Raw genomic sequence first — 13,863 nt, 5'->3', positions numbered from 1 at the left:
TCATGGCGCCGTTCTGATTTTGCACATGTTTTCAAAATATATATTCCCGTTCTTTCAATACCTGTGGCGCACCCTGCACGTCGGTGCCGACATTGTGCGCGGCCTGACGTGGTCCGAAACGCGCGACCTGCTGCAGTTCGCGCGCCGCCGCGTGCGCGAGGAAAGCCTGCCGCAAGTGGCCGGCAGCCTGACGTTCGCCACCGTGTTCGCGCTGGTGCCGCTGCTCACACTGGCCCTGGCGATCTTCACCACCTTCCCCCTGTTTAATACCTTCCGCCACGCGCTGGAAGATTATTTCGTGCAAAGCGTGATGCCCAAGGGGATATCGAACACCATCCTCGATTATCTGACCACGTTCGCCTCGAAGGCCACGCGCCTGTCGGCCATCGGCGCGGGCGCCCTGATCGTCACGTCGGTGGGCATGATGGGCTTGATCGAGCGCGTCTTCAACCGGATCTGGCGCGTGCGCCAGGAGCGCCGCTGGACCAAACGTCTACTGGTTTACTGGGCCATCGTCACCCTGGGGCCGCTGCTGGTGGGCGTGTCGCTGACGGTGACCTCGCGCCTCTTCATGGCCACCAGCGGCGTGGTGGGCGCCGTGCCTTTCATCGGCGCCGTGTTTTATACGCTGGTGTCGATCGGCCTGACCATGCTGGCGTTTACCCTGCTGTACATCGCCGTGCCGAACCGCGACGTGGACTGGCGCGACGCGGCCTGGGGCGGCTTGCTGGCCGCGCTGGCGTTCGAGGTGGCCAAGCGCGGCTTCGGCGAATTCATCCAGGAATTCCCCACGTATTCGCGCATCTACGGCGCGCTGGCCGCCTTGCCGCTGTTCCTCGTGTGGATATACCTGAGCTGGATGATTACCCTGGTGGGCGCCTTGCTGGTGGCCGCCTTGCCCGTCGTAAAATATGAACGCTGGTGGTACGAAGCGGCGCCGGGCAGCGAGTTCGTCGACGCCGTCGCCATCCTGAAAGTGCTGCACCAGGCTTGCCACTGCGCCGATTCGGCCCTGGTGGGCGCGGCCGAGATCCGCCGCAGCACGCGCCTGGGTTTCGAAGAAATGGAAACCCTGCTCGACAAGATGGTGCAGCAGGGCTGGGTGGGACGAGTCAACGTGGATGGCGCCGTGCGCGTGCAGTGGGGCAAGCGCGTGGCCGACAGTTCCGACCATTGGGTCTTGCTGGGCAACGTCAACCGCATCAGCCTGGCCGATGTCTATCGTTTATTCGTCTTCGGCGGCATGCGCGTGAACTCCGGCTATCCGGCCGGTTCCACGAATGAACGCGACATCAAGGCGGCCGAAGAAGCGGCCGCGCTGGCGGCGCAGGTGGAAAACGCCGTGGAGCAGGGCTTGGGCTTGAGTCTGGCGCAGCATTTTGGGGAGGTGCGCTGCGCGTGACGGGCCCCGGCCGCGTGCTTCCTTGCCGGCCTATGCCCCGCACGATAGGGCGAGCATGTCATAAACTGGTCACCGAAGGCCGGTAAGCTTTCCTCTTCATTCATCTTGTTGAGGAAGCAAATATGCGTTGTCATTTGAGCGGTTTGAATGTGTGCCGCGGCCTGGCCATCGTGGTGGTCAGCGGCGTGCTCGCTGCCTGCGGCGGCAGTTCCTCTGCCGCTCCTGAGGCTGCGCCCAAGGACGGGGAAGGCCTGCCGCACCAGCTTGCCGGCTGGGCAGCGTTGCCTGACACGGCGCGCTGGCCAGGGCCGGTTACGGGACAGTTCACAGCCGCAGTGCTGGGCGTCACCCCGCCGTTTGCCAGTGGCGTGCCGATTCCCGGCTTTTCCGCGCTGCTCAGGAATGACGACGGCAGCTGGACTGCCATGGCCGACAATGGCTATGGCGCCAAGGGCAATTCGGCCGATTTCGTGCTCGGCCTGTATAACGCCAGCATCAACTTCCGCACGGCCGCTGACGCCAGCAAGACGCCTGGCAGCATCAAGCTCAACAGCTTCCTGGCCTTCAACGACGCCAAGGGTTTCTTAAACGATGGCAAGGGCGTTGACCAGAAAATCACGGCCGACTACGTCAACTACCCCAGCAACACCACCGGTGGCCTGGTCTTTGCCGACAGCGGTATCGCCGTGGATGCGCGCATTCGCGCTGGCCGCTTGCTGACCGGTTTTGATTTCGACATCGAGTCGTTCGCGCGCGCTATCGACGGTACTTACTTCGTGGGCGAGGAATTCGGCCCCTATATCCTGCACTTCGACAAAAACGGCACGCTGATGGGCGACCCGGTTCCCCATCCTTTCCTGCGCAGCCCGGCCAATCCGGAAGTGCTGGGCAAGGGCGCCAGCATCACCTTGTCAGGCAGCCGCGGCTTCGAAAGCCTGGCCTACAACGCCGACCGCAGCCTGCTCTACGCGGTGCCGGAAGCGGCGCCAAGCGACCCGTCGCTGCGGCCCGTCGCAGCCGATGAGCGCTACCTGAACATCTTCGAGTTCGACCCTGGCACCATGCGCTACACGGGCAAGAACCTCGTGTACCGCAAGGATGGCGCGGCCAAGGACAATGGCGTCGTGATCGGCGACATGACCAATGTTGGCGGCAGCAAGTTCGTGCTGATCGAACGCGATGGCTTCTGGGGCGCCAAGGCCGTGATCAAGCGCCTGTACCTGGTGGACCTGAAAGAAAAAGACGCTGACGGCGCGCTCAAGAAAACGCTGTTGGTGGACTTGCTGAACATCTCCGACCCCAAAGGCATAGGCGGGCAGGCGAGCAATATGCCCGTGGGTAAGTTCAGCATGCCTTTCGACTCGGTGGAGAGCGTGGAAGTACTTGATGCCCAGACGCTGGTCGTGGCAATCGACACGAACTACCCGGGTGAAGACGGCCGCAAGCCAGGCAAACCGGACGACACCGAAGTCATTACCCTGCGTTTTGACAAGGCGATATTTGATCGTTCCGCCAAATAAAGACGACGGGCCGGCAATCCCTCATAGCAGGACCGGCCGCAAGGCCGCCTGCAGCGCCACTGCCTTGAACGCTTCCGCATCCTGCGCCCGCACCACGCCCAGATAATACGTATCCTCACCGTCCTGCATGTTCACCAGGCGAAGCTGGTGCGGCGCCAGGTGGGCGGCAATGGCGGCCAGTCCCTCGGCCATGGCGTCGCCGTCTTGCTGATCCGCCCAGCGGAAGTCCCGCAGCGCGGGCAGGCCGATATGCTGGCCGATGAGGGCGATCTGTTCGACCGATTTCCAGTCCAGGGTGGTGCCGTGGCCCAGCGTATCGGCGGCCGTGGACCACAGCAGGAAAAAGCAGGCCGCTTCGGGCGAGTCGCCTTCGTATTCCTCTTCCGGGTCGTCCTCCGCTAGCGCTTCCAGCGTGATGTCCACGCAGCGCGCGGCCAGGTCCGCATCGCCTTGTAAGAGCAGGGCGGCCATGCTGCGCAATTGCCCGCGGTCGGCCTTGGCCAGGATTTGCGCGGGCGTGAAGCTGCGGCGCTTGGCCGGTTTCTTTTTGCCCAGTCCCATGGCTTCGCTGAGCTGCGCCGTGATGTTGGCCTTGAAGTTCTCCACGGTGTCGAACTGTTCCAGCAGCTGGCCCGTGAAATCCATGCTCCAGGCCATGCCATCTTTCACCACATATAAAAAGTCGCTTTGCACGGCTACGCCGCGCAGATGGTGGGCCGGTGGGTACAGCGGCGTGAAAGCCGGTTTTCCATCGAGGGTCAGCATGCAGGCGAGGCCTTGCGCATCGATGGCGAAGATCCGGTTCTTGCGCAGCTTCGGTGGCGACGAGGTGGTGGCGCAATCGATGGCTTCGTACTGGCACGGCGCCAGCAGTTCGCCCTGGTTATTCGCCAGGCCAAACAGGAAGCGCCCGTCGATGCGCTGGCTGACGATGGCGATCTTTTTCTTCGTGCCGAAATCCTGCACGGAGCTGTAGGCTGGCGGCACCACGACCTTGCCCATCTTGTCGACCACGCCATACACATTGCGTTTGTTGTCATCGTCAGCCTGGTCTGTCTGGCGCTTGATGTCGATCAAGCCATCTTCGCGCAGGCATATGTTATCCACCCTGTCGATGAGCAGCGCGCCGTCGGGCAGGCGCAGCAGGCGGCTGGCGCCGTCCGGATCGATTCTCTGCAGCAGGTGGGGGCCGATCACGTACAGGGCACCGGGGGCGGGCGGCAGCACCAGCGTGCCATTCAAGTCCATGACGCCGTGCGCGTCGGGCGCGTCCGCCGTGGCAAAGGTGATCCAGCCATCGTCCGCATAGTAAACACCCAGGTCCACATAGCGCTGCGACAGCGGCACGATCCAGCGGCCATACGGCGTGACCAGGCCGGTGACGTCCGGTTCGCCAGCGGTGCTCACTTCATAGCACAGCGCGTCTTCTTCCCAGCCCACCACTTCCAGGCCTTGCAGGAACGGCAGTTCGTCCGCGCCCAGTTCCTCGACATCGGCCAGCTGCGCGCTGGCCGTGGCCGACCAGTAGCCGGTGGCCGGCGACGCGGCGCCGATGGTCAGCAACGGCGCCAGCGCGTCCCGGTCGCCGCGCAGCAGGGCAGAGTGCAAGGCTTGCGCCTCGGCGCGCAGGGCGTCGAGCCCGGCCGCGTAGTCCGGCGTGCCGATATCGTGCGCGATCAGCTGCACGCCATCGAGGATCAGCCACGGCTGGCCGCCCGCCAGCAGGGCGCTGATGGCGCCGCGCGCGACGATGGCGGCCGCGTCGCGCGGCCTGTCCATCAGGGCGGATAAGGCGTGCCAGCTGGCCTGCGCCTGCGCCATCGGCGCGGCCAGTACGCAGGAGCAGTCTTCGCCATCGCCGTAGATGGGCCAGGCGACAGCTTGCGTGCCGGCGCCGACGAGCAGCTTGAACAGCGTAGGTACGTCCAGCCGCCACTCGGCCAGGCCCGTGATTGCGTCGGTATCGAAGCCGGCCTGGCCGGGTAAAAAGGAGGTGCTGAACAGGGCTGCGGTATTGATCATGTCTCTTCGTTAAAAATGTTGGGGGATCAGGGCGACGGCGGCATGAGCCAGTGCGCCAGTGCGCCGCGCTCTAGGCCCAGCTGCTTGGCCGCGGCGGCTGCCTCGAAGGCCCACAGGCCGTAGTAGCCGCCCAGTCCCTGCGCGCGCAAATGGCCGTTGAACCAGTCCTCGTGGACCAGCGCACCGTGCCAGCTGGCCAGGTAGTGGCGCAAGTGCTCGAGCTGTTGCGCCGGGTCTTCTGCGTCCAGGCAGTCGTACAGGGCGGTATACGGCTCGGCGAAATACCATTCGTCGACGGCGGGACGCTGCGGGTCGACAGCCGACAGCAGCGCTTCGTACACGCCGTCTTCGCCATCGAAGGCCGTTTGCAGGGCGGCCAGGCACATGGCCAGGTCGCGGCGGCCGAACAGCAGGGTAGCGCCCAGCAGCTGCAGGGTGCGCGCGTAATCGGTCAACTGTTCGAAGTCGAAGGCGGGCAAGGTATCGTCATCGTAGGCCGCAGCCAGGGCCGCGCGCGCCGTTTCGCAGGCGACGACGGCCGCTTCCAGCGCTGGCTCCACTTCCGGCAAGGGCAAGCCAGCCGTGTAGCGCAGCGAGAATACCTGGTAAGCCGTGCTGGCGGCCGCGCATGCCCAGTAGGCGGCGTCGCCGCCGTCGTTTTCCGCCTGCACCTGTGCGCGTGCGTAGGCGGCCAGCAAGGCGTCGAGGTAGGCGAGGTTACGGGCAAAATCGAACGGTGCGGGCGGCGTTTGGCGCGGCGTGCAAGGCCAGGGCGTGGACGAAACCGGGCAGGCGTCGGCGCAAGCGCGCTGGATGGCCCAGTCGGCGAACACTTGCTGCAGATATTGCGCCGTCTCGTCGTCGTGCGCAATTGCGCCCGCGCCCACCAAGGTCGTGCCCAGCAGGGTGTAGCCGGGAAAGCGGCTGCTTTCGTAGGCGATGGTGGTTACGCTCTGGATGGCCTTGCCGTCACTGAGGTCGCGCACGCGGAAGTACACATCGTCCCAGCCGGCCAGCGGTGGCGCTGGCGGTTCATTCGGCAAGGTGGTCCAGCTGCCGTCGGCCTGTTCTTCATAGGCGTCGAGCAGTTCATCGATGCCACCGGGGCGGTCGATGCGGTTGTTGGCGTCGTATTGCAGTCCCAGTTCGGCCGCGAATGCCGCCGCGTGGCGGCCCGCGAAGACCAGGTATTGCGCGTTCAGGGTGCCGACCAGGAGGTCCGTTTGCTGGCCTGCCACGGCCAGCGCCTGCGGCAGCCGGTACCAGTGGTGGCCGGGGATGCCCGCCATGGGGCCGTTTTCGTCCGCTTGCGGGTTGGCGCAGCGCAGCTGTTCCAGCCAGTTGTAGCGTTCGTGCCGCGCCGCTTCCGTGCCGCTGCCGCGGCCAGTCAATTCATCGAACAGGGTATTCAACAACATGTGCATCTATCCTAAAAAAAGCGTTCATGCCGCTGCCGTTTGCGTAAACGCAAATAGCGCGTCGAGCACGGCGTCCGGCTGCTCGGCCATCAATTCGTGTCCGCTGTCGACCTGCACCACCGTGCCATGCGCTATTGACGTGGTCAGCAACCGGGTCGACTTGGGCGGCGTCATCATGTCGCGCGCGCCGAAAATGAATAAAGTGGGGCAGTGTACCGAAGCGGCGGCGATTTCGCCGTTCGCATAGGCATTGCAGGCATAAAAATCCGTGTGAAACACGTGATCGGGGTTGAGGGCGGCGATGCGCTGTTTCAGGCGCCGCGCGCCGCCCATGGCATAGAAGCCGGGGCCGGGGAACGACGGCTTTTGCGCGATTGACGAGTGCGACCAGATATTGACCATGTCGATGGCCGCCTGTTCGTCGTTCAATGACGTTTCCAGCAGCGCCGGCGAGACCTTCATCGGATAGGTGGAGCCCAGCATGGCCAGGTGGCTGACCCGATCGGGCGCCAGGTGCGCCGCTTCCAGCGCGATCAGTGAACCCATGCTGTGGCCGATCAGCATGGCCTTGGCCGCGCCGGCAGCGTCCAGCACGGCCAGGATCCAGCGCGCCAGCTCTTCAACGCTGCTTTTCGCCGCGCCCAGGCTGCGCCCGTGGCCCGGCAAGTCGACGGCCAGCACGTTCCAGCCATGGTGGGCAAAATAGCGCGTTTGCAGCGCCCACACGGAGTGATCGTTCTGCGCGCCGTGGATGAAGGCGGCCGTGGGCTGGTGTGGGTTAAAAGCCTTGCCACCCGTGTAGCAGTAGGCGACGGTATTGTCGATGGTGAACAGCATCTCAGGCGCCTTTCTGCGACAGTTTCAGGCCACGGGCCAGGTCTTCGATCAAATCGTCCGCGTCTTCCAGTCCCACGGACAAGCGCATGGTGCCCTGCGTGATGCCCGCCTGCGCCAGCTGGTCGTCGGGCACGCGGAAGTGCGTGGTGGAGGCGGGATGGATGACGAGCGACTTGGCGTCGCCCACATTGGCCAGGTGCGAGAAAATCTTGAGGCTGTCGACAAAGCGCTGGCCCGCCGCGCGGTCCCCGCGCAGGCGGAACGTGAACACGCCGCCCGCGCCTTTCGGCAGCAGGGTTTTCGCCAGCTCGTAATCGGGGTGTGACGGCAGTTCAGGATAGGACACGGATTCCACGGCCGGATTGGCCAGCAGGAAGTCGATGATTTTGCGCGTGTTGGCCACGTGGCGGTCCATGCGCAGGCCCAGGGTTTCGACGCCTTGCAGGATGGCGAAGGCATTGTGCGGGCTCATGACGGCGCCGAAATCGCGCAAGCCTTCGCGCCGCGCGCGCAGGGCGAACGGTGCCACCGTCGATTCCTCGGCGAAGACCATGCCGTGGAAGCCTTCATACGGTTCGCACAGTTCGGCGAAACGGCCCGTCTTGTCGTACGCCGTTTGCCAGTCAAAGGTGCCGCCATCGACGAGCAAGCCGCCGATGGCCGTGCCGTGCCCGCACAGGAATTTGGTGGCCGAGTGGAACACCAGGTCGGCGCCATGTTCGAAAGGGCGCAGCAGATACGGCGTGGTAAACGTCGAATCGAGCATCAGTGGCAAGTGGTGTTCGTGCGCGAGGGCGGCAATCCGGGGGATGTCCAGCACGTCGAGACCTGGATTGCCCAGGGTTTCCGCGAACAGTATCTTGGTATTCGGGCGGATGGCGGCGCGCCAAGAGTCCACGTCGCGCGGGTCGACAAAGGTCGTCTCGATGCCGAAGCGTTTCAGTGTGTAGGCCAGCAGGTTGTGCGAGCCGCCGTACAGGGCGCGCGAGGCAACGATGTGCGAACCGGCGCCGGCGATGGTGGACAAGCCCAGGTGCATGGCGGCTTGGCCGCTGGCCGTGGCGATGCCGGCCACGCCCCCTTCCAGTGCGGCGATGCGCTCTTCCAGCACGGCGTTCGTGGGATTCGAGATGCGCGAATAGACGTGGCCGGCCCGCTCCATATTGAATAGCGAAGCCGCATGTTCCGAACTCTTGAAGGCAAACGAGGACGTGAAATGGATGGGCGTGGCGCGTGCGCCCGTGGCCGGATCGGGCGCGGCGCCCGCATGCAGGGATAAAGTATCGAAACCGGGGTATTTCGGGCCGCTCATGGTGTCTCCGCCAAGTTTTTATAGTGGCAAGATCGTAACCTGATTTGCAGCGGAGCAAAAGGGCTCCTGTGCAGGGCGCATGGCGCCGTGCTGGCGGGCAGGGCGTGTAACCTGAAGTGTAAAAAAAGTGACCAGCAAGGCAGGGCGGTGGTAGGATACCGGATCAGTGATATTCGGGCTGTTTGACCTGTGCGCGTGCGCCGCGCCGCAGGGAAGGCGGCTACGTGCCAGCGAATTCCTGGGCTTCAGGCGAACTCTCATCGCAAGTCCACCAGGAAAGATTTTATGCCCGCAATATCGTTCGACGGCTCCCTTGCCGTTCCCGGACTCTCTATCGTCGACGGCCTGTGCCAGGCAGGCTGGCTCATGCAAGAGCATTTTATCTCCCCTGAACTGAGCCGCCAGCTGGCCGCCGAATGCGTGCAATCCATGCTCAGCGGCAAGATGAAAGGTGCCGGCGTGGGCAGCGGTCATGCGCCGCTGCTGCAGCCCGATATCCGCGGCGACCATATCGAATGGCTGGAAATAGGCCGTTCCGAGGCGTGCGACCGCTACCTGGCACACATGGAAACGCTGCGCTGCATGCTCAACCGCGAGCTGTTCCTGGGGCTGGAAGAATACGAAAGCCATTTCGCGCTGTACGCGCCGGGCGCCTTTTACCGGGCCCATCTTGACCGTTTCCGCGACGACGACAAGCGCACCGTGTCCGTCGTGCTGTACCTGAACGACGACTGGCTGCCCGAGCACGGCGGCGCGCTGCGTCTGCATCCGCAAGGCGCGCCCGTGGTGGACATCCTGCCGCAAGCGGGCCGCATGGCCATGTTCATGTCGGGCGAGATGCTGCACGAAGTGCTGCCGACGGCTCGCCAGCGCCTCTCCATCGCAGGGTGGTTCCGCCGCCGCGCGTGATGGAAGGTGGCGCGCAATCCCCCTCGATTTGATTGCGCGCAAGGCTGGATTTTTCCGCAGGCATAGGCTACAGTCGCAGTAAGGGCTAGAATAACTAAAATACCAATCACGCGGACAGGACGGCCAATATGAAAGTATCTGAAATTCTCCAAGTCAAGGGCAATATTCTCTACACGGTCACGCCTGACCAGCCCCTGCTTGACGCGGCCAATACCATGGCTGAAAAAGACATCGGTTCGCTGGTGGTCATGGAATTTGGCGACCTGGTCGGCATGCTGACCTTCCGCGAAGTGTTGAACGCGCTGCATGAAAACGCGGGCCAGATCGGCGGCGGCACCGTGCGCAAGCACATGGATGACCACCCGATCACCGTCACCCCCGACACGGAAGTGAACGAAGTGCGCCGCATCATGCTGGAAAAACATGCGCGCTACCTGCCCGTCATGAACGCCAAGACCCTGCTGGGCGTCATCTCCTTCTACGACGTGGCGCGCGCCGTGCTCGAAGCGCAAAGCTTTGAAAACCAGATGCTCAAAGCGTATATCCGCGACTGGCCTGCCGAAACGACGGACTGATATCAGCATGCTGTAAAAACGACGCCGGCAACTGCCGGCGTTTTACATTGGCTATCCAGGGTGGCGCCTACGCCGCACCCTGCAGCGCCTCATTGTTCAGCCAGGTACCCAGCGCCGTGGCCGTCATGGGGCGGGCGAACAGGAAACCTTGTGCCATGGGGCAGCCCAGCGCCTGTAAGATTTGCGCTTGCCGCTCGTCTTCCACGCCTTCCGCGATCACTGCCAGGCCCAGGTTGCGGCCCAGCTGGATGACCATCTCGGCGATGCTGCTGCCGCGCGCGGAACCGGTGATTTCCGTCACAAACGCACGGTCGATTTTCAAGCGGTCGACCTGCAGGCGCTGCAAATAGGACAGCGACGAAAAGCCCGTGCCGAAGTCGTCGATGGCGATGCTCACGCCCGTCTGCTTGATCTGCCACAGCATCTTGATCAGCAGGTCCGGCTCTTCCATGGCCATCGATTCCGTGATTTCCAGCTCGATGAATTCGGGCGGCGCCTGCGTCTCTTCGAGTGCCGCGCGCAGCATTTCCAGGAACAGCGGGTGGCGGAACTGCACTTGCGACACGTTGACGGACATGACGAAGTTGCGGTGGCCCTGCTCGCGCAGCAGCACCAGTTCGCGGCAGGCCGTGCGCAGCACCCATTCGCCGAGGTCGATGATGATGCCCGAATACTCGGCGATCGGGATGAAGCGGTCGGGCGAGATGAACTTGCCGTCCGGCGTCTGCCAGCGCAGCAGCGCTTCCGCGCCCACGGGGCGGCGCGTCGTCAGGTCGATCTGCGGCTGGTAGACGACAAACAGCTGGTCCTGGCTGAAAGCCGTGCGCAGCGCGTGCATCATGCGCACCCGTTCGCGGATTTCGATGCCCATGCTGCGCGAGAAATAGAAGTGGCCGGCGCGCTGCTGGCTTTTTGCCCGCTTCAGGGCGATATCGGCATCCTTGAGCGCATCGGCGCCCGTGCCCGTATGTTCACCGAGCCGCACGAGGCCCAGGGTGGCCGACAGCTGCACGTCTTGCCCATCGATGCAGAACGGCGGCTGGAACAGGGCCAGGATATTGTTCGGGTTGACTTGCGACGAGTCGCCCAGCACGCAAAAGATGTCGCCGCCCAGGCGCGCCACCGTCAGCTGGGGGCCCAGCTGGGTTTGCAACCGGCCCGCCACGGCGATCAGCAGGGTGTCGCCGAACTGGTGTCCCAGCGCGTCGTTGGTCTCGGCAAAGTGGTCGAGGTCGACCAGCGACAAGGTGGCGTCGTCGCGCGCGGGGCCGGACAAGGTGGCGTCGAGGATTTCCACCAGGCGCGTGCGGTTGGGCAGCTTCGACAACTGGTCGTAGAAGGCGGCATTGTGCAGGTGCGACACCAGCTCGACGTTGTCCAGGCCCACGGCAACGTTGCTGCAGAAGACTTCCAGCAGGCTTTCATCGATGGCGGAAAGAGGGCGTGGCAGCACTAGGTAGGCGGCCGCATCGCGGCTGGCCTTGCCCGCGAAGTACAGGGTGGCGTAGTCGTGCGCATACACATTGCGCCGCTGCGCCAGCGTGTGCTCGATGGCGGCCATGACGCGGGGGTTTTGCAAGCCGCACAGGGCGCTGTGCGGCAGGCTGGAAAAGCTGCCCGTGCAGGCCGAGACGAGCAGCTCCTTGCTGCCATTGTCCTGCAAGTCCTGCACGCATAGCACGCCGTCGGCGCGGATGCCCAGCAGGTCGGCGATCTGCGCCAGCACGCCGGCCGAGAAATTCTGCACGCCGTGCAGCGCCATCAGCTGCGTGCTGGCGTGGACGATACGGTCCAGGCCGCGCCGGCTGCTGTTGATCGAACGGATCTGCTCGTATGAGCGGATGGCCGCCGTCACCGTCGTAAACAGCTTGATGCGCGTCAGTTCGGACTTGGTCTTGTAATCGTTGATGTCGAAATCGCGGATGGCGTCGATTTCCGGCGCATAGCCTGGCTGGCCCGTGCGCAGGATGATGCGCACGTCCGTCATTTTCAGGGTTTCGCGGATGTAGCGCACCAGGTGCAGGCCCGCGTCATCCTGTTCCATCACCACGTCGAGCAGGATGACGGCGATGTCGTCTTCGTGCCTGAGCAGTTCGCGCGCCTGGCCGGCTGAATACGCATGCACGAATTCCAGCGGGCGGTGCTGCATTTCCAGGTTGCCGAGGGCGAAAGTGGTGGTGGAGTGGACGTCTTCATCGTCGTCGATGATCATCACCCGCCAGACGCTGCGCGGTGCGGCCGTCAGGGGCGCAGCCGGTTGCTCATCGAGGAATACCAGGTCGTCGTGATCGTCCTTGTTGGCGTCAAGGGGGATGATCGGTGCGGGCATGTATAGCTTCTCCAGGATGACTCGATGTTTATACGAGCGCGTCGCAAAAGCCCATGGCGTTGTTGAGTTGTCTCGCCGTACTTGCGTACTGTCTTCGGCAACGCGCCTAGCCCTGGGCATTTGTGACGTGCTCTCGGCGCAATCCAAATCGGTTTGATAACCAGTATTGTGTGGCGCGCTTTGATCCAAGTATATAGCTATTTAATAAGCAAAATGTTTTTTTAAATCTATTCTGTGGAGCAATATTTCTTGTTTTGCATTATTGCAACTCATATTTGGTGTTTTTGTGTGAAAAAATACACGGGATTAAAAAATGGCGATTTGGGCGGGGGAATATCGGGCCTCGGTGTGGCATTAGCGGCATGGCATGCCCCGCAGGCTGGTAGAATTGAGTTTTCCAGTCCTCACACTTCCTACTATGTCCGGCAATTCTTTTGGCAAGCTGTTTACTGTTACCACTTTCGGCGAATCGCATGGTCCGGCCATCGGCTGCGTGATCGATGGCTGTCCGCCGGGATTGATCCTGTCGGAAGCCGATATCCAGCCCGAGCTGGACCGCCGCAAGCCGGGCACGTCGCGCCACGTGACGCAGCGCCAGGAATCCGATACGGTCGAGATCCTCTCCGGCGTGTACCAGGGCGTGACGACGGGTACGCCCATCGCGCTGCTGATCCGCAATGAAGACCAGCGCAGCAAGGATTACGGCAATATCGCGGAAAGTTTCCGCCCCGGCCACGCCGACTACACCTACTGGCACAAGTACGGCGTGCGCGATCCACGCGGCGGCGGGCGCTCGTCGGCGCGCCTGACGGCGCCCGTGGTGGGTGCGGCGGCGATTGCCAAGAAATGGCTGCTGCAGCAATACGGCACCACGTTCAAGGGTTGCATGAGCCAGCTGGGCGACATTCCCGTGCCATTCCAGTCGTGGGAACACGTGCATGCGAATCCGTTCTTTGCCGCCAGCGGCGACGCGGACCTGATCGCGCGCATGGAAGAAGCGATGGACCAGTTGCGCCGCGATGGCGATTCCATCGGCGCGCGCATCGACGTGATCGCGCAAAACGTACCGGTCGGCCTGGGTCAGCCCATCTACGACAAGCTCGATGCGGACATCGCCTATGCCATGATGGGTATCAATGCGGTGAAAGGTGTGGAAATCGGCGCCGGTTTCGATTCGGTGGCACAGAAGGGTTCAGAGCATGGCGACGAACTGACGCCGGAAGGCTTTATCGGCAATAACGCGGGCGGCGTACTGGGCGGCATTTCGACGGGGCAAGATATCAGCGTCTCGATCGCCATCAAGCCGACGTCGTCGATCCGCACGCCGCGCCGCTCTATCGATAAAGAAGGCAATCCCGTGATGGTGGAAACGTTCGGCCGCCACGACCCGTGCGTGGGCATCCGCGCCACGCCGATCGCCGAAGCCATGCTGGCGCTGGTGCTGATCGACCACGCCCTGATGCACCGCGCGCAATGCGGCGATGTGTCGGTGAGTACGCCGAAGTTGAAGTAAATTTTAGCTCGCGGCGTAAGAGCAGA

At 63.4% G+C, this 13,863-nt stretch carries 10 protein-coding genes; 5 read left to right on the top strand and 5 right to left on the bottom strand.

Translation table 11 applies throughout. The features are described 5' to 3' along the window. Positions 1-25: 25 nt before the first annotated feature. Together AC54AG_RS08695 and AC54AG_RS08690 are read left to right on the top strand one after the other, a co-directional pair. Positions 26-1,402, top strand: coding sequence for a YihY family inner membrane protein (locus AC54AG_RS08695; protein ID WP_496630046.1), 1,377 nt, complete (start codon positions 26-28; stop codon positions 1,400-1,402). A 122-nt stretch (positions 1,403-1,524) separates the two neighbouring features. Continuing rightward, positions 1,525-2,922: an esterase-like activity of phytase family protein gene (locus AC54AG_RS08690; protein WP_496630045.1), complete on the top strand. Its 1,398-nt coding sequence runs from the start codon at positions 1,525-1,527 to the stop codon at positions 2,920-2,922. 21 nt (positions 2,923-2,943) lie between these two features. Here AC54AG_RS08690 and AC54AG_RS08685 read toward each other — a convergent pair whose 3' ends face one another. Genes AC54AG_RS08685 through AC54AG_RS08670 form a run of 4 tightly spaced genes read right to left on the bottom strand, consistent with a single transcriptional unit; the run spans position 2,944 to position 8,511 of the window. Beyond that, on the bottom strand, positions 2,944-4,944 hold the full coding sequence (locus AC54AG_RS08685) for a WG repeat-containing protein (protein WP_496630044.1): 2,001 nt from the start codon (positions 4,942-4,944) through the stop codon (positions 2,944-2,946). A 26-nt stretch (positions 4,945-4,970) separates the two neighbouring features. Next, positions 4,971-6,362: a PoNe immunity protein domain-containing protein gene (locus tag AC54AG_RS08680; RefSeq protein ID WP_496630043.1), complete on the bottom strand. Its 1,392-nt coding sequence runs from the start codon at positions 6,360-6,362 to the stop codon at positions 4,971-4,973. 24 nt (positions 6,363-6,386) lie between these two features. After that, positions 6,387-7,199, bottom strand: coding sequence for an alpha/beta fold hydrolase (locus AC54AG_RS08675; RefSeq protein ID WP_496630042.1), 813 nt, complete (start codon positions 7,197-7,199; stop codon positions 6,387-6,389). A gap of 1 nt (position 7,200) precedes the next feature. Continuing rightward, a complete protein-coding gene (locus tag AC54AG_RS08670; protein ID WP_456130718.1) occupies positions 7,201-8,511 on the bottom strand; it encodes an O-acetylhomoserine aminocarboxypropyltransferase in 1,311 nt (436 codons plus the stop codon). 285 nt (positions 8,512-8,796) lie between these two features. Between AC54AG_RS08670 and AC54AG_RS08665 the strand changes: the two genes are divergently transcribed. After that, on the top strand, positions 8,797-9,420 hold the full coding sequence (locus tag AC54AG_RS08665; RefSeq protein ID WP_072453371.1) for a 2OG-Fe(II) oxygenase: 624 nt from the start codon (positions 8,797-8,799) through the stop codon (positions 9,418-9,420). A gap of 128 nt (positions 9,421-9,548) precedes the next feature. Further along, positions 9,549-9,995: a CBS domain-containing protein gene (locus tag AC54AG_RS08660; protein WP_010398828.1), complete on the top strand. Its 447-nt coding sequence runs from the start codon at positions 9,549-9,551 to the stop codon at positions 9,993-9,995. Positions 9,996-10,062: 67 nt separating this feature from the next. Here AC54AG_RS08660 and AC54AG_RS08655 read toward each other — a convergent pair whose 3' ends face one another. Continuing rightward, complete coding sequence (locus AC54AG_RS08655; protein WP_070302729.1) at positions 10,063-12,324, bottom strand: putative bifunctional diguanylate cyclase/phosphodiesterase; 2,262 nt, start codon at positions 12,322-12,324, stop codon at positions 10,063-10,065. A 418-nt stretch (positions 12,325-12,742) separates the two neighbouring features. Between AC54AG_RS08655 and aroC the strand changes: the two genes are divergently transcribed. Continuing rightward, positions 12,743-13,837, top strand: coding sequence for a chorismate synthase (aroC, locus tag AC54AG_RS08650; protein WP_046682932.1), 1,095 nt, complete (start codon positions 12,743-12,745; stop codon positions 13,835-13,837). The last annotated feature ends 26 nt before the right edge of the window (positions 13,838-13,863 follow it).

Source organism: Janthinobacterium sp. BCJ23 (genome assembly GCF_059617945.1).
The sequence above is the reverse complement of the archived record's forward strand: the minus strand, read 5'-3'. Positions and strand labels throughout refer to the sequence as shown.